Here is a 16,873-nt window from a genome sequence, read left to right as displayed (position 1 = left end):
CAAGCGAGCCATGGATCTCCTTGCTGTCCTGATCGCCCACTCCACGCTTTCGGTCTTTTTCCAGACCTTCTTCCTGCACCGGTACGCCTCGCATCGGATGTTCACGATGTCGAAGCGCTGGGAACGGACCTTCCATCTTCTCACCTACGTCACGCAGGGATCCTCTTACCTTGTGCCCCGGGCATACGCGATCTTGCACCGCATGCACCACGCGTACAGCGACACGCCGAAGGACCCGCACTCGCCACGTTACTATGCGGAGCCGGCCTCCATGATGCTGTCGACCGCGAAGCGCTACGACGCCATCTGCGACGGCACGGCGGAGATCGAGCCGCGCTTTCTGGGCGGCTACCCCGAGTGGCGCACGCTCGACCGCATCGGCAACTCGTGGTTCAGCCGCCTCGCGTGGGGCACGGGCTACGCGCTCTTCTACATCGCGTTCGCCACGCAGTGGTGGCAATTCCTGTTCGTCCCGCTCCACTGGACCATGGGCCCGCTGCACGGGGCGATCGTGAACTGGTGCGGCCACCGCTACGGCTACCGCAACTTCAACAGCGACGACGACTCCCGCAACACGCTGGCCCTCGACCTCGTGACGCTCGGCGAGCTCTTCCAGAATAACCACCACAAGTACTCGATGAGCCCCGACTTCGCGGTGCGGTGGTTCGAGATCGACCCGGCTTACCAGGTCATCCGCGTGTTCGCCTGGCTGGGCATCGTCCAGATGCCCCACAAGCGCCAGGTCGCCCGGCTGGACACCGGGACCGAGGGCGCCGAGGGGTGAGCGCCTCTCCTCGGAAGAGACATTTCGCGCCACGCCCGAGCAGCCAGGACGCGAAAAAGCGTCGCCTCGGCGAAATCGGCGCATGCTGCGCCGATATGCGTGGTGCCCTGGCGCATCTTTCTGCTATACATTCGCGTACACGCAGTGAAGTTGTCGGCGATGCCGTCTGGCCCATCGACCAGGCCCGGCAAACACGGCCGTCATGCGACGTTCGAGGCAACTTTCGCACAGCCGTGGGATGCACGCGCGTCTCGTGCCTCCCATCGTCGGAGGAACGTCGAGATGACTCACACGAGCACGCCGGGCATCATCGCCGCGCCGAGCAGCGCGACGCAGGGCGACAGCCTTGCTTCGGCCACGAGCTCGCGCGCTCGGCGCGGGGAGATACAGACCGTGAAACCGTGGTTGTCGCGGGTGGTGGACGGAGTGGAGCAAAGGCTCTGCTGGCGCTTCCAGGTGCACGGGAAGAGCGATGTCACGTACGAGCCGGCGAGCGGCCAGCACGGCCCCTTCGATCGCGACAGGCAGCGGCACCTCAAGGCGGGTGAGACGTTCCAGCGGCTCGACCGCTCGGGCTCTCCTCGGAAGTACGGTGGGCTCGTCTGGCAGCCGAAGCGCTCGATCGCCGGCTCAGGCCGGTGAGCGCCGGCTCCACGGGAGCTCGGCCGCCAGGCCGTCACGGAGAGACACGTCACCCGGTCCGCACGCAAGGGCCGCCCACGGAGCTGTTCATCACCGCCATGTCCATCCCCCAGAAGCCAGTCGCCTCCGCCCTGTTGCTCGCCACCGCTGCCCCCCTCAGCTTCCGCGCCACGTCGCGCGACCGGAGCGGCTCGACGCTCGGGGTGCTGCTCGACGCGTCCGGCGCTCAGCAGCACCTCGTGATCGAAGAGGGCGGCCCGGAAGGTAGCTGGATGCTGTCGAGCGCGTTGCCCCGCGGCCACGCCTCCTTTCTTCTGTACGAGAGCGCCGCCAACGTGCTGCGCGGCGGAAACTTGAGTGACGACGGCGCCATTTCGTACCAGGGAGCGCTGTACACGATCGAGGCGTCGCTCGACGGGAATACCCGTACAGCGAAGGTGAGCGGCAGCGTGTGATCGGCCGCCGGCCGGTCACGCTCACCAGCCGGATCGATCCGCGGCCGCTCGTGCGGTGCCATCGCCGTTCTCCTGGTCGGAGCGGCAAGCGCAGCGACGACCGTCAACACGGCTGACCACGGCTGACGCAGGGCGCCCCCGAGATGCGGAGGCCGGCCGCGAGAGCGGCCTGGAGCAGCACACGCGGAAACTTCCGCCATAGGTGCCCGCCCGGGTGATTCCGCCTGGCGTGCGTTCCGCGGATCCAGCGCGGTGTAGTGGCGGAGGGCAAACATCGCCCACGACACTCGATGTCGGGCTTGGTACGATGCAAGGGGGGTCCGGAGGCGGGTCGCGTGAGCCGCCCCCTCCGACGCGTGGACGGCGCCGCCGCCGACCCCGAGCGGTCCAGACGCGCCGCCGATCGTGACCTCGGTAAAATGAACCGGTTAAGTGGATGCGCCCGACAGCGGCCGAACGCGCCCGCGCGGACACGCGCATGCAGGAGCTCGGCAAGACATTCGTGCGGCGTCCCACGCCCCCCGTTGACAGGCGGCAACGCGACGCGTTACCGCGCCGGAGCGCGCTCGAGGTGAAACCGGCACGAAACCGACGACGGCTCCTCGCGCCGGAAATCGCCATTGAAGCTGAACCGTTTCATATCGTATTTCTCGCCCCACCACTTGTACCCTTCGCAGGGAAGCCATCATGAATCTTAGCCGAATCAGCCCACGCCTCTGCGCTGCGTTCCTTCTGTGCTTTGCAGCCGCGTGCGGGTCGTCGAACGACGGCACGCCGCCGGGGGACCCCCCGCCCGGAGACAACCCCCCGGACGACAACCCGCCGGACGACAACCCCCAGGACGACAACCCGCCGGACGACGACCCGCCGGACGACGACCCGCCCGGCGACGATCCGGAGTTTCCGGACACACCCCGGGGCAAGCTCCTCGAGGACCTCTGGACCTCGTCTCGAGCCGGCAAGCTCCGGTTCGGGTACGAGCACAGCATCCTGTGGGGGCTCTACAATCCCGGCACGATGGGGCTCATCTCGACCAACGACTGGTTCGCGACCCTCGCGGGCGCGGCCAGCCGCGACGAGCGCGCGTGGGTTTCGGACGCCGGCGCGACGGTGGGAGAGAACCCCGGGCTGCTCGGCCTCTCCCTCGACGCGATGGTCTTCGACCCGGTCGCCTGGAATCGGCGCGACGTCGCCGCCGCCGCCGTGGCGTACACGCTGGAGCAGCCGGGCGGCATGGTGGCCATCGACTGGCACACGCCCCCGTGCAACTACGACATCGCGAGCTCGGATTTCGCGGCCGACATCGCGACGCCGCTCGCCACCATCACGGTCGACGGCCAGAGCGTCCCGATCCACGCCCAGGGCGGCGGCACCCCGTTCTACGCCGAGACGTACTATTCCGCGTCCCTGAGCTCCAGCGCGGACATCCCCGAGAACCTGAAGTGCGTCTGCAAGGTCGCCAATGACGTGCCGATCGCGGAGGGGACCTTCGCCGGGATCTCGGCGCGCGACTGGCTCGTGGCCCACGCGAAGTACGTGGCCCAGTTCTTCCGCGAGCACGGGCTCGACGGCAAGCCGGTCGTCCTCAGGCCGTTCCACGAGCACACCGGCGCGTGGTTCTGGTGGGGTCAGCCGTACTGGAACTGCCAGGCCCTGCTCGGCGACGATCAGGCCGTCACCGGTCCCGACGCCTACCGCGCCGCGTACCGCACGTTCGCCGAAGCGATCCGGAGCGAGCCGGGGATGGAGAACGTGATCTTCGCGTACTCGACCGACAAGCTGCGGAAGCTGAGCGACGGCGAGGTGACGCCCGCCGAGGCGAAGATCCGAGATCCGGAGAGCCTCTCCCGCGACATGCTCCGAGCGCGCCTCGTCGAGGAGCTCTCCGAGCTCGGCGCGGCCTACGAGAGCCCGCCCCAGCAGGCGATCCTCGACCACGACGGCCAGCCGCCGTCCGAGCTGCTGGAGGCGTACTACCTCGAGGCGTATCCCGGGGACGACCTCATCGACATCCTCGGCATCGATCTCTATTACCCGTACGAGCGGGCGGCGTCCCCGGCCGACCTCGAGGACATGAAGGCGATGGCGAGCGCCGTCGCGGCGGTCGGCGAGGCCAAGGGCAAGCCGCACGCGCTCAGCGAGACGGGCACTTACCGGCTGCACCTCCTGCACCGGGTCAGCAAGCTCGCGGCGGGCCAGCCGCTCACGCTGTATCCGGCGGATCACGTGAGCCGGTGGTACGACACCCTGTTCGATCAGGGCATGAAGGCCGAGTTCCTGGCGAACTACGGCCTCGGCTCGGCGTCCGCCGTCGCGCTCTCCTCGACCGAGGTGACGAGCCTCTTCCCGGGCGCGGGGCAGGGCGCGGTCACGGAGGACTGGTACAACGAGCACCTGCTCGAGATCGCGAAGAGCGCCCGCGTCTCCTACGCGCTGACGTGGCAGACCTACTATGACGGCAGCGGCTTCGACGACAAGGCCGTCTACTATTATGTCCCGTTCCCGGGCCACCCCGAGGCGGACAACTTCCGTCGCTTCGCGGCCGACCCCGCGGTCTGCTTCGGCGGGGCGGCGTGCGAGTAGGCGCCGCCGTGGGGTCGCCCGCCCGTCGCGCTCCCGGCGGATTGCCAATCTGGAGATGAGCGAGCGAACGCGCCGGAGCATGGCGCTGCGGACGCGGATCGGATCAGGCAGGCTGGGCGGCGAACGATCGGCGCCAGGATTGCGGTCCAGGCATGAACCTGCATATTGCGGCGATGCCAGCTCCGCTCGAACACTACGGCCTCATCGGTGACACGAGACACGACCACGGTCGGTCTAATCTCATGTAACGGCTCGCTCGACTGGCTCTGCCTGCCGCGCATCGACTCGGACGCGTGTTTCGCGAGGCTGCTCGGCCGCGACGACCACGGCTACTGGACCATCCGGCCAGCCACGGCGATACGGAGCTTGAAGCGGCGCTATCGGCGGGACACGCTGGTCCTCGAGACCGAGTTCGCCTGTGAGGGCGGCCGCGCGCGCCTGATCGACTTCATGCCCCCAGGCGTCGCCGCGCACGAGGCCACCCGACTCGTCGACGGAGCCTACGGCGTCGTCGCGCACGACGTCATCCGGATCGTCGAAGGGATCGAGGGCGAAGTCCCGATGCACTCCGATCTGATGGCGCGGTTCGGCTACGGCCGCATGATCCCGTGGATCCAGTGTGACGGAGGCCGAGCGACGCTCACGTCTGGCCCCGCCGCGCTCGCGTTCAGCAGCCCAGCGCCGCTCGACCCCGACTGGAACGCGGCCCGATTGGAGACGAACTTCGTCGTCCGCGCGGGTCAGCGCCTGCCGTTCACCCTCACGTTCTACCCGTCGCATGAGCGCGCGCCGGCCCACCCCGTCGACGCCGAGCAGGAGCTCGCGCGGACCGAGCGTCACTGGCGAGCGTGGGCGGGCCGCTGCCGCTACCAAGGCCGCTGGCGTGATGCCGTCGTGCGGTCGCTCCTCACGCTGAAGGCGCTCACCTATGCGCCCACGGGTGGGATCGTGGCGGCGCCGACCACGTCCTTGCCGGAGGACCTCGGCGGCGTTCGCAACTGGGACTATCGCTACTGTTGGTTGCGCGACTCCACGCTCACGCTCGACGCCCTGATGCGCGGCGGGTACCTCGAGGAAGCTCAGGCTTGGCGCGACTGGCTCATGCGCGCGGTCGCCGGTGCTCCTGCACAGCTGCAGATCATGTACGGCGTGGCCCGGGAGCATCGGCTCACCGAGGTCGAGCTGCCGTGGCTCCCGGGATACGAGGAGTCGAGGCCGGTGCGGATCGGCAACGGCGCATACGATCAGTTTCAACTCGACGTCTACGGCGAGGTGCTCAACACGCTCTACGACGCCCACGCCCAGGGCCTGCCGGATCTGCCGCACACCTGGGACCCTATCGTGGAGATCGTGGACTTCGTCGAGCGGTCCTGGCAGCGGCCGGACGAGGGCATCTGGGAGATACGCGGGGGGAAGCAGCTGCACTTCACGCACTCGAAGCTGATGACCTGGGTGGCGGTGGATCGCGCCGTACGCATGATCGAGGAGTTCGGCGTAGGCGGACAGCATCGACTCGCGAAGCGGCTCCAGCGCTGGCGCGCGTTGCGCGAGGAGATCCGCGGCGACCTGCTCGCGCGCGGATTCAACACGCGCGTCGGCGCCTTCACTCAATCGTACGGCTCGGAAGCCCTCGATGCGAGCGTGCTCCTGATCCCGCACATGGGCTTCCTAGCCGCCGATGATCCCCGCATGCTGTCCACCGTCGCGGCGATCGAGAAGGGCCTCACCCGGGATGGCCTCGTCCTGCGCTACGCGACCGAGACGGGGGTGGACGGTCTGCCGGGGGACGAGGGGACCTTCCTCATCTGCAGCTTCTGGCTCGCCGACAACTACGCGATGGTCGGTCGCCTCGACGAGGCGGAGGCGCGCCTCGATCGCCTGGTCTCCCTCCGCAATGATGTCGCCCTGCTCGCCGAGGAGTACAGCCCCGAGCTGCACCGCCAGCTCGGCAATTTTCCACAGGCGTTCTCTCACGTCGGGGTCGTCAACACCGCACACATCATCGACGCGAGGAGGGCCGGGAAGGAGGTGTCCTTGCCATCCGCGGCGTAGTTTCTGATTCGGCATGTGCGGGGAGCAGCAGGGGCATCGCGACATCGCCGACGCCACGCTCCGATGATGCCTTCTCCCCGATGTGCCCGAGGTGCCCGATGTGATCGACGAGGGCCTCGCAGCGTACGGTCGCAGACGACCGTCGGGTAAGCGGCCGGTCGAGCCCCGTCAAATCCGGTCAAATGCGGTGCTCGCTACGGGCTTGCCGCCTCCGGACGAACGCCCCATGGGACCCATCGCCGTGCCCTCCCTGGCACGCACGACGGCGAGCGGGCAGGTGCTCGCAGGAAGAGAAGAGCGGACGCGTGAAGTCGGTCGCTGCCTTGATGGCCGAGAGGGTGGTGTGTCTCGTGGAAGAGGAAGACCGACCGGATGCTCGGCCGCTGGCGTACGGGCACGCGCTGCTCCGCACCCTCGCAGTCGGAGTGTGCGGAACCGACCGAGAGATTGCCGCGTTCACGTACGGGTCCGCCCCGGCAGGGACGGACCGGCTCGTGCTGGGGCACGAGGCTCTCGCCGAGGTCGTTCAGACGGGTGACGGCGTGGTCCGCCTTCGTCCCGGAGATCTCGTGGTGCCGACCGTGCGTCGGCCCTGTACCAGGATCGAGTGCCCAGCCTGCCGCGTCGGGCACCAGGACTTCTGCGCGACGGGCGAGTTCATCGAGCGCGGCATCTGCGGAGCGGACGGCTTCATGACCGAGCTCTTCGTCGAGGAGGAGCGCTACCTCGTCCCCGTCCCTCCGGCGGTCGGCGAGCTCGGCGTCCTCGTCGAGCCGCTGAGCGTCGTGGCCAAAGCGTTCGCCCAGCTCGACGCCACCCTGACGCGCCTGCCATGGGACGACGACGGGGCGCGGGGCCTGGTCCTCGGCGCCGGACCGATCGGCGTGCTCGCGGCGATGGCGCTGGTCGCGAACGGCGTTCGGGCGGTCGTGTATTCGAGAGAGCCGAAGGACGGCGATCGGGCGCTCTTGGTGCGCAGCATCGGCGCCGACTACGTATCGAGCGAGTCCACCGACGTCCCGGGGCTGGTGAGGCGCCTCGGGCGGTTCGACGTGATCATCGAAGCGGTCGGCGTGCCGGAGTTCGCGTTCAAGACCCTCCCCGCGCTGGCGGCGAACGGCGCGTTCATCCTCACCGGCATCCCTGCGCCGGGGCCCGCGATCGGCTTCGACGCATCCGGTCTGATGCGCAATTTCGTCCTCCAGAACCAGCTGATGTTCGGGACCGTGAACGCCGGCCGCAAGTCCTACGAGGCAGCCGTCCGGATGCTCGAGCAGTTCCTGATCCTGTTTCCCGCCCCCGCGCGCCGGGTGATCGCGCGGCGGATCGCGCTCGACGAGGCGCCGGCCTCGCTGCGAGCCGCGGGGGGCGGAGCGAAGACGGTGATCCACATCGCAGAGGCCGGAACGGCGACGCGCGACGAAGGGCTTCGGGCTGCTGGGTAGGCCGTGGCGCCCCTCGTCCAGGGAGGTGAGCGATGAAACAGAGGCGAAAGCTGCGGAGCCAAGCGTGGTGGGACGACGCGACGAATCCGGAGATGACGGCGCTGTACCTCGAGCGCTACCTGAACTTCGGGCTGACCCGCGGAGAGCTCCAATCCGGCCGCCCCGTCATCGGGATCGCCCAGACGGGGAGCGACCTCGTGCCATGCAACCGCCATCATCTGAGCCTCGCCGTCCGAGTCAAGGAGGGCGTGCGTGACGCCGGCGGGATCCCGCTGGAGTTCCCGGCGCACCCCCTCCAGGAGACAGGCAAGAGGCCCACCGCTGCCCTCGACCGGAACCTCGCGTACATCGCGTTGGTGGAGGTGCTCTTCGGATACCCGCTCGACGGCGTCGTCCTCACGACCGGCTGCGACAAGACCACGCCGTCCTGCCTGATGGCGGCGGCGACGGTCGACCTGCCCGCGATCGTGCTCTCGGGCGGGCCGATGTTGAACGGATATTACCGGGGGAGGCTCGCCGGCTCGGGGCTCGTGATCTGGGAGGCACGCCGGCTCCTGGCGGCCGGCAGCATCGACTACGCGGAGTTCATGGACATGGTCGCCGCGGCCGCGCCCAGCGCGGGGCACTGCAACACCATGGGAACGGCCTTGTCGATGAACGTCCTCGCCGAGGCCGTCGGGATGTCGCTGCCCGGATGCGCGGCGATCCCGGCGCCCTATCGGGAGCGGGCGCAGATGGCATACGCGACCGGGCGCCGGATCGTGGAGATGGTGCACGAGGACCTGACGCCGAGCGCGATCATGACCAAGGCGGCGTTCGAGAACGCGATCGCCGTCGCTTCGGCGATCGGCGCGTCGACCAACTGCCCCATCCACATGAACGCCATCGCGCGCCACGTCGGAGTCGACTTGACCATCGACGATTGGCAGAGGGTCGGGCAAGCCGTCCACCTGCTCGTCGACTGCCAGCCCGCCGGGCGCTTCCTGGGAGAGGACTTCTATCGCGCGGGGGGGGCGCCCGCCGTCATGAACGAGCTGCTCCGCGCAGGCCGTCTCCACGGGGATGCTCTCACGGTGTCCGGACGAACCGCGGGTGAGAACGTGGCGAGCGCCGTCGTCGCCAACCGCGACGTGATCCGACCGTACGAAGATCCTCTGCTCCCCGCCGCCGGCCTGCTCGTCATGAGCGGGAACCTCTTCGACTCGGCCGTCATGAAGAGCAGCGTGATCGGAGAGAGCTTCCGCAACCGCTACCTGTCGGACCCCGCGCATCCCGATGTCTTCGTGGCGCGGGCCGTCGTCTTCGAGGGGCCGGAGGATTACCACGCTCGCATCAACGATCCGTCGCTCGGGATCGACGAGAGCTGCATCCTCGTCATGCGCAACACGGGGCCCATCGGTTATCCGGGCTCCGCCGAGGTCGTGAACATGCAGCCGCCCGACGCGCTGGTTCGAGAGGGCATGTCACTGCCGACGCTCGGCGATGGCCGCCAGAGCGGCACCTCGGACAGCCCCTCGATCCTCAACGCGTCGCCCGAGTCCGCGGTGGGCGGCGGCCTCGCGCTGCTCCGGACGGGGGATCGCATCCGGGTCGATCTGCGCCAGCGTCGCGTGGACGTGTTGCTCTCCGACGAGGAGATCGAGCAGCGCCGCAAATCCCTGAAGCCGCCGCACCTCGAGAGCCAGACGCCATGGCAGGAGGTCTACCGGAGCGCCGTCGGTCCCCTGTCCACCGGCGCTTGCTTCGAGCCGGCCGTTCGGTACCAGCACCTCGTTCAGCTTCGCGGGCTGCCTCGTCACTCACACTGAACGGCAGGGGAACGGAGGGAAGGACCATGAGCATGGAACGGACGGGGCAGGTCGTCGTGCTGGACTACGATTTCGGCGACGTCGACATCGAGCGCTCTCTCGTGGAACCGGCCGGCTTCGAGGTGGTCGCCGCGCAGTGCAAGACCGAGGACGACGTCGTGGCCGTCGCGCGCGACGCCGTCGGCGTGCTCACGCAGTACGCCGAGGTCAAGGGGCGAGCCATCTCGGGGCTCCGGCGCTGCCAGGTCATCGCTCGGTACGGCACCGGGGTCGACACCGTCGACGTCGCGGCGGCGACCCGCCGTCGGATCCGCGTGACAAACGCGCCGAACGACTGGTGCGCCGACGAGGTCGCCGACCACGCCGTGGCGCTCTTGCTCACGCTCGCCCGCAAGCTGCCCGCGTACGATCGTGCCACGCGCGGTGGATCCTGGTCCTGGCAGGACGGCCGGCCGATCCACCGGATGCGGGGCGCGACCCTGGGGCTCCTGTCGTTCGGCGCGATCGCCCGAAACGTCGCCGCGAGGATGGCGAGCTTCGGTGTCCGCGTCACCGCGCACGACCCCTTCCTCGACGCGGACGAGATCCGCGCCGCCGGCGCTGCCCCCGTCTCCTTCGATGAGCTCCTGGAGCGCTCCGACTACCTCGTCATCCAGGCGCCGCTGACCCGCGGGACCCGTGGTCTCTTCGGGGAACGCGAGCTCCGGCGCATGAAGCGGACGGCGATCCTCGTCAACACCGCCCGTGGTCCGATCATCGACGACGGCGCCCTGTACCGGGCGCTCGAGGAGGGATGGATCGCGGGGGCCGGGCTCGACGATATCGCCGAGGAGCCGGCGAAGCGCCGGGACTGGAGGCCGACGAGCCCGCTCTTCTCGCTCGAGAATGTCGTCATCTCGCCCCACGCCGCCTACTACTCGGAAGAGTCGATCGAGTTCGTCCGACGATTTGCGGCGAGCGAGGTCGTTCGCGTCCTGTCCGGACAGGAGCCGATGTCGCCCGTGAACCTCATGGCCGCTTGAGCCCGCCGTCTCGCCGGCGTCGGCGGGTATGGCGGATGCGTTGAAGGGAATTGCTGGACCTGTCGCGCGTCGAGCCCGACTCGTAAGGAGATGCTGCATGGAGCTAACCAACATTCGTCAAGTACAGGTTCCAGCGAGCCGGGTCGGCCTAGGGACCTGGGCCATGGGCGGGGTTCAATGGGGGGGCGCCGACGACGACGCGTCGGTCCGCACGATTCACGCGGCGCTCGACCTCGGGATCAACCTGATCGACACCGCGCCCGCCTACGGGTTCGGGCACTCCGAGGAGGTCGTCGGACGGGCCATCGCCGAGCGGGGCCAGCGCGAGCGGGTGGTCCTCGCGACAAAAGTGGGCCTCGAGCGGCGCGGCGACGCGCTCTTCCGGAACGGGACGCGCAAGCAGATCCTGGAGGAGGTCGAGCTCTCGCTCATGCGCCTGCGCACCGACTACATCGATCTGTATCAGGTTCACTGGCCGGATCCACAAACGCCCTACGAAGAGACGGCCCAGGCCCTCCTCGATCTCCAGCGTGAAGGTAAGATCCGCGCGATCGGCGTCTCCAATTACTCGATCGACGCGATGCAGCGGTTCCGCTCCGTCGCGCCGCTCTCCTCGGCGCAGCCGCCGCTGAACCTCTTCGAGAGGCAGGCGGAGGGGGACATCCTGCCTTGGTGCCGCGACAACGGGATCGCCACGCTCACGTACGGCGCGCTCTGCCGCGGGCTCTTGAGCGGCGCGATCGACGAGAAGACCGCGTTCAAGGGGGACGACCTCAGGAGGACCGATCCGAAGTTTCAACCTCCACGCTTCACGCAGTACCTCGACGCGGTAAGGGGCCTCGATCGATTCGCGCGCGACCGCTACGCGCGGGGCGTGCTCGCGCTCGCGGTGCGCTGGGTGCTCGACCACCCGGGTGTCTCGGTGGCGCTCTGGGGAGCTCGACGGCCGGAGGAGCTCGCGCCGATCAACGATGTGATGGGATGGAGCCTCGACGACGAAGCCCGCGCCCACATCGACGCCGTGCTCACCGGAGCCGTGCGCGACCCGGTGGGTCCCGAGTTCATGGCGCCGCCGGAGCGCCCCGCCGAGGCGCGCAGCGCAGCCTGACGCTACCGGCCCGGATCCTGCGAATCCATGGCGACGGCTACGAGGTAGCCGTCGTCATGGCGAATCACGCCGCCCGGAGCCCCGGCTCCAGGCGCGCTCGACCGAAGGCGTCGCTCCTGCCCCAGCGTCCGGGGATGTCGAGCAGTCGAATCTCCCCGAGCTCGGCGGGGACCGCCGGATCGACGAACAGGCGATTTCCCATCGGCTCCAGCCCGAGCACGGCGCGCAGAAAGAGCAAGGGAGCTCCGGTGGCCCAGGCCTGGGGGCTGCACGCGGTCGGATACTCGACCGGGAACTTGGTGAGCTCTCGTGGATACCCGGCAAACGCCTCCGGCAAGCGGTAGTGGAAGAAGGGAGCCGCGGCCAGGTTGCCCGTGGCGATACGCCCGGCCTCCACGCTGAAGCCGTAACGCCGGAGCCCGAGCGCGATCAGAGAGTTGTCGTGCGGCCAGACCGTGCCCACGTGATATCCGATGGGATTGTACCCGCCCTCGTCGTCGGCCAGGGTACGCACCCCCCAGCCGCTGAACAGATGGGGCCCGAGGAGGTGCTCCACCACTCGTTCGGCCCTGGATGCTTCGACGATACCGCTCCAGAGCAAGTGGCCGATGTTCGAGGTCAAGGAGTCGACCCGGCGCTTCCGGCCATCCAGCGCGAGCGCGAAGAACCCGCGATCCTCGAGCCAGAAGTCCTGATTGAATCGACGCTTCAGCTCGGCCGCGTCCCGCTCCAGGCGCGCCGCCAGCTCGGGGTCCCGCCAGAGCTCGCGCGCGAGCCGGGCGCTGCGCACCTTCGCGTCGTAGACGTAGCCCTGGATCTCACAACACGCGAGAGGCCGCGGCGCGAGCGATCCGTCATGAAAGACGATGGCGTCCCACGAGTCTTTCCAGCACTGGTTCTCCAGGCCGGTCTCGGGGTTGCGCGTGTCGTATTCGACATACCCATCGCCGTCCCGGTCGCCCCACTGGTCGATCCATCGAAGAGCGGCGCGCGCGGTGTGCTCCATCGACAGGACGAGCTCCGCGTCGCCGGTCCAGCGCTCGTACTCGTCCAGCAGGATCAGGAAGAGCGGCGTCGAGTCGGCGGCGCCGAAGTAGGGAGAGTGCGGCCGCTCTTCGAAGGCGGTCAGCTCGCCCCAGCGAACCTCGTGGAGGATCTTCCCCGGCTCCTCATCGCGGAAGTCGTCCCGGCGGCTGCCCTGGCGGCGCGCGAGATAGCGGAGCGTGGAGCGCGAGAGCTCGGGGACGAATGGCAACGCTTGCAGGCTCGTGATGATGCTGTCGCGGCCGAAGGCCGCCATGAACCACGGCAGACCAGCGGCCGGAATGGCGGCGTCCGGCATCAGCTTGGAGAAGAAGCGCAGCGCGGCCAGGTCGATGAGGCTCCGCTCGTACGTCCGGGCGAGCGTCTCGTTCGAGGTGAGGAGCCGTGGTGCGTGGTCGATCCAGCTCTCGAGGCTGATGCCGATGTTCGGTCGCGCGTGGCGCTCGCCGTGGGCGTACTTCACCCGGGTGTGCCGCTCCTCGAGGCCGTCGATCGCCGCCACGACGTCGAGGCACGTGCTCCAGCGGCCGTGCGGCTCGATGCTCACCCGAAAGCTCAGGCCGTTCGGATCGATCTGCGCGGGCTGCGAGGCGGAGATCCACGTCTCGCGCACGAAGCGCTCGCGTCGATAGCCGAGGACGAGCCGATTGTCTTCGATACGGTGATAGCGCTCGCCTTTCTTCGGGAGCATGTCCTTGACCTCGAACAGGTCGGCGAAATCGGCGGCGGCCTGGATGCGGACCTCGAGGTCGACGGGATCCTTGCCGTGGTTCATGAGCAGGAGGTCCTCGTGGAAGCCATCGCCCGCGAACCGGCTCCGGACGATCGAGAGGGTCGATTCGACGTACATCGCGGCAGGCCTCGGGACGAGGAAGAACTGGGCCTGGAAGTACTGCACGTCGTCGGTGGACAGCGCGGCCGGGACGATGCCGTCGATCGTCAGGATCCATTCGGAGAGAAAGCGCGTATCGAGGTGAAAGAGGCCGAGCGGCCGGTTGACGGAGTGTTCGATGTTGCCGCGCGGATCGCTGACGACGAACGTGCCGCCGTCCAGAATACTCACTTGCCGTTCCATGGGCCCTCCGACGACGGCGGCTCAGCGCGTCGCTCCTGGCGTCTGGTCGTCCCTCGGGGAGAAGACGCTCTGAAACATCTGGGCGACGCCCAGGTCTCCTCGCACGCCGACGCGGCCCTGCATGATCGCCGTGATCAGGTTCTGTTCACCACGAACGATCCGCAGGAAATCGTCGAGCGAGCAGGAGAGCTGGCAGTCCTCGCTCGCGCCTTCGGGCGCGACTCCGAACGACCCGTCGGCGATCTCGACGACGATGCGCTCGTCGTCGCTGAGCTGCACGGCGCACGCCTTCCGTATTCCTCGCAGACGAGCGTCGTAGCGTCCTGCCGCGAGGGCCTCGATGAGCTTCCTTGCTTGCGACATGACCAAAGAGTGTGTCCGGGTTGCCAACCTGGCCTTCGCGCTTCCCACCCCAGCAAGGGGTGTGCCCTTCCGCACGACGCGGAGGCCGCCTCCTTCACGGTCGCGTGTGGAGCACGCGAGCGCCGCCCACCGCGATCAGGATCATCGACGTGCCGCCGGTCAGGAGGCTGATTCCGACGAGCAAGCCGAGCACCCTCGCGGCGGTGGTGACGCCGCCCGTGATGATCAGCATCCCGAGCCCCAGCGCCAGGATGCCGTCGAACACGAGCCACCCCGAGCCCCGCAGCCCGCGGTGCTGATAGGCGCGGATGAGCTTGAGCGCGCCCTCGGCGACGAAGTACGCCGAGGCGAGCACCATCAGCGCGAGCTTGCCGGTCATCGGGAAGACCACGAGGAGGAGCCCGAACGCCACCTGCACCAGGGCGCTCACGAGCTCCCAGGCTGCGCCGGCCCAGCCGCGGCTCTGGATGGCGTGAGAGCCCTCGGCCACGCCGGCGAGCACGATCAGCCAGCCGAGCGCGATGGCGGTGACCCGGGAGGCGACGAACGGCAGGAGGAACGCGAGCACCCCGAGCACCATCGAGGCCACGCCGATCGCGAGGAACCAACCGCGGTTCTCCCGCACGGTGTCAAAGTCGACCGGCGCAAAGCGTAGCGGCTTCGGGGACTCTTCGAGCGGACCGACCATGGGCACCCCTCTGGTTCGTGGAGCACGCGTGTCCCGTCGGTCACCCGCCCCACGCGGACGAGGTGGCCGGGACGACGTCCGCTTGGGAGCATCGTCCGTGCCAGCGCGCCGGCGGGAACATTGTGCCTGGCGATCGTGGGAGGCGTCACGGCCGTGGGAGGCGTCACGGCCGAGGGCGGCCAGGAGCGCACCGCCCCATCAGCGGGAGATGGCCTCCGCGGCCCCGGCGCTCGGAGCGGCCGCCTGCCGGACCTGGCCTCGCCGGCGCTTCGAGCCCTGAAGCCGGAGGATCGATCTGGCGCGGGTCACGGGCAGAAGGTGACCTCGAAGCTCGTCTCCGACGAGCAGGCGTGGAGCCCGGCGGCGTCGTCGTAAGCATAGCTATAGGCGGTGGGGCACATCTGGTGCATCCGGGTCACGTAGTCCGTGTGCTCCACGCTCCGCGGATCCGCGGTGTTCCGGCACGCGTCCGACGTCATGCACCCCCTCTCGGCCGTGCACTGGCCCGTGGCCGGATCGATCGGTGTCGGGCAGCAGAGGTGGAGCCCGGGATCGGCGCTCTCCGGCTGCCCGAGGCCCCAGGGCGCCGGGTAATTCCACTTTTTGCAGGGCGCCATGCAGCCGACCACGACGCCGTTTCTGTCGCGCACCCGGAGATCCTGGTGCGCCACCGCGGGGAACTGGCCGTTGCCGAGATCCTCGTCGCCGGGGCAGAGCGCGAGCGACAGGCCGGAGCAGTCCGACGTGATGCAGCTGCCCTGCTCGGCGCCGACGCCCTTGGGGGCGACCTTGAAGGGCAGCGTGTAGCCGTCCACCTGGCTGAGGTTGTACCAGGTCTGGTCCGCGCTGCCCCTGGGCGCGAAGGTGGCCTCGAACTTCGACTCGATCGGCGGCTGGCAGCCGCCGGCCGGGCAAGGGGCGACGCTGTCGCCCGTGGTACAGTTGCGGCCGCCCTCGTCACAGCCGGTCTTCGGCCAGAAGCGCGTCGCGCTGATGCCGCCGTCCGGCACGTCGTAGGTGTACGCGGCGCCCCGGGTGAGCTTGACGTTCTGCGGGCCCTGCACGTTGGTCGAGTGGGCGATCCAGATCGGCGCCGAGCAGTTGTTGACGATCGTGAGGGTGCGGGCGCCGGAACCGGTGGATGAGCCGCCGCTCACCTTGTCGAGGGTCCAGCGCTGGTTGGTCGTGCCGCCGTAGGGGTATTGAAGGATATCCGTCCCGTCGGCGGCGTTGCCCCACGCGAGGTCGACGACCTGATCGGTGTGGCGCGCGTGGATGCTGAACTGGCTACCCCCGCGATGGACGAGCTTCCACTGCTGGTTGGCGCCGCCGCCGTACGTCCACTGCTGGATGACCGCGTTCGGCGCGGCGCTCACGTCGCGCACGTCGAGGGCCTTGTCGCTGTTCACATTGACGATCTTCCAGTAGCCGTCGGTCGTCGGGGAGATGTGGAACTTCTGCGCGTTCGTCCCGTTGCAGGTCCACTGCTGCATCCGCGTGCCGTCGGCGGTGCTGGCCGAGGGCACGTCGAGACACTTGTTCGTGGCGACCGAGCGGATCACATAGTCCCCCTCGGTGACGCTGGACACCAGCACCGCGTCCGCGTCCTCGGCGCTGGCCTCGGTCAGCGCCCCCTCGTCAACGGCGACGAGACACCCGCCCAGCAGCGCGATCCACCCCAGCGCCAGCGACAGACCCCCCACAGCGATCTTGCGAGCCATGATGCCCTCCTCGTGGTTGCGATGCGCCCTGGATCCCGGCGCGATCGCTGGTCGAGGCGTCACTGCACGCGGCGTTCCACGCG

13 protein-coding genes are annotated in these 16,873 nt (G+C 68.9%); 9 read left to right on the top strand and 4 right to left on the bottom strand.

Annotation, left to right across the window (positions count from 1 at the left end; translation table 11 throughout):
• Nucleotides 1–10 precede the first annotated feature (10 nt).
• The 9 genes from WMF20_RS05615 to WMF20_RS05575 all read left to right on the top strand — a co-directional run bounded on the left by WMF20_RS05615 (nt 11) and on the right by WMF20_RS05575 (nt 11,899).
• Entirely contained in the window at nt 11–784 is a 774-nt protein-coding gene (locus WMF20_RS05615) for an acyl-CoA desaturase (protein ID WP_437611325.1), read from the top strand.
• Between the two features lie 282 nt (nt 785–1,066).
• Nucleotides 1,067–1,426 carry a hypothetical protein gene (locus tag WMF20_RS05610; RefSeq protein WP_437611323.1) on the top strand — a complete coding sequence of 120 codons (360 nt, stop codon included), beginning with the start codon at nt 1,067–1,069 and terminating at the stop codon, nt 1,424–1,426.
• Nucleotides 1,427–1,524: 98 nt separating this feature from the next.
• The gene (locus tag WMF20_RS05605) at nt 1,525–1,881 is read left to right on the top strand and encodes a hypothetical protein (protein ID WP_437611321.1); all 357 of its coding nucleotides are present in this window, start codon (nt 1,525–1,527) and stop codon (nt 1,879–1,881) included.
• 687 nt (nt 1,882–2,568) lie between these two features.
• Nucleotides 2,569–4,464, top strand: coding sequence for a glycosyl hydrolase (locus WMF20_RS05600; protein WP_437611319.1), 1,896 nt, complete (start codon nt 2,569–2,571; stop codon nt 4,462–4,464).
• Nucleotides 4,465–4,671: 207 nt separating this feature from the next.
• Nucleotides 4,672–6,516, top strand: a complete 1,845-nt coding sequence (locus tag WMF20_RS05595) for a glycoside hydrolase family 15 protein (RefSeq protein WP_437611317.1) — start codon at nt 4,672–4,674, stop codon at nt 6,514–6,516.
• A 182-nt stretch (nt 6,517–6,698) separates the two neighbouring features.
• Nucleotides 6,699–7,961, top strand: coding sequence for a glucose 1-dehydrogenase (locus WMF20_RS05590; RefSeq protein WP_437611315.1), 1,263 nt, complete (start codon nt 6,699–6,701; stop codon nt 7,959–7,961).
• 32 nt (nt 7,962–7,993) lie between these two features.
• Nucleotides 7,994–9,769, top strand: coding sequence for an IlvD/Edd family dehydratase (locus tag WMF20_RS05585; RefSeq protein WP_437611313.1), 1,776 nt, complete (start codon nt 7,994–7,996; stop codon nt 9,767–9,769).
• 26 nt (nt 9,770–9,795) lie between these two features.
• Nucleotides 9,796–10,791 carry a C-terminal binding protein gene (locus WMF20_RS05580; protein WP_437611311.1) on the top strand — a complete coding sequence of 332 codons (996 nt, stop codon included), beginning with the start codon at nt 9,796–9,798 and terminating at the stop codon, nt 10,789–10,791.
• Nucleotides 10,792–10,888: 97 nt separating this feature from the next.
• Nucleotides 10,889–11,899: an aldo/keto reductase gene (locus WMF20_RS05575; protein ID WP_437611309.1), complete on the top strand. Its 1,011-nt coding sequence runs from the start codon at nt 10,889–10,891 to the stop codon at nt 11,897–11,899.
• Between the two features lie 64 nt (nt 11,900–11,963).
• Here WMF20_RS05575 and WMF20_RS05570 read toward each other — a convergent pair whose 3' ends face one another.
• From WMF20_RS05570 to WMF20_RS05555, 4 genes are all read right to left on the bottom strand, one after another.
• Complete coding sequence (locus WMF20_RS05570; RefSeq protein ID WP_437611307.1) at nt 11,964–14,018, bottom strand: amylo-alpha-1,6-glucosidase; 2,055 nt, start codon at nt 14,016–14,018, stop codon at nt 11,964–11,966.
• A 21-nt stretch (nt 14,019–14,039) separates the two neighbouring features.
• On the bottom strand, nt 14,040–14,381 hold the full coding sequence (locus tag WMF20_RS05565) for an SCP2 sterol-binding domain-containing protein (RefSeq protein WP_437611305.1): 342 nt from the start codon (nt 14,379–14,381) through the stop codon (nt 14,040–14,042).
• A gap of 94 nt (nt 14,382–14,475) precedes the next feature.
• Complete coding sequence (locus WMF20_RS05560) at nt 14,476–15,069, bottom strand: HdeD family acid-resistance protein (RefSeq protein ID WP_437611301.1); 594 nt, start codon at nt 15,067–15,069, stop codon at nt 14,476–14,478.
• A 305-nt stretch (nt 15,070–15,374) separates the two neighbouring features.
• Nucleotides 15,375–16,790, bottom strand: a complete 1,416-nt coding sequence (locus tag WMF20_RS05555; RefSeq protein WP_437611299.1) for an RICIN domain-containing protein — start codon at nt 16,788–16,790, stop codon at nt 15,375–15,377.
• Nucleotides 16,791–16,873: the final 83 nt, after the last annotated feature.

Source organism: Sorangium sp. So ce834 (assembly GCF_051521425.1).
Lineage (GTDB): Bacteria > Myxococcota_A > Polyangia > Polyangiales > Polyangiaceae > Sorangium > Sorangium cellulosum_D.
Note: the sequence above shows the minus strand (reverse complement) of the source record. Positions and strands in the feature narration are given on the sequence as shown.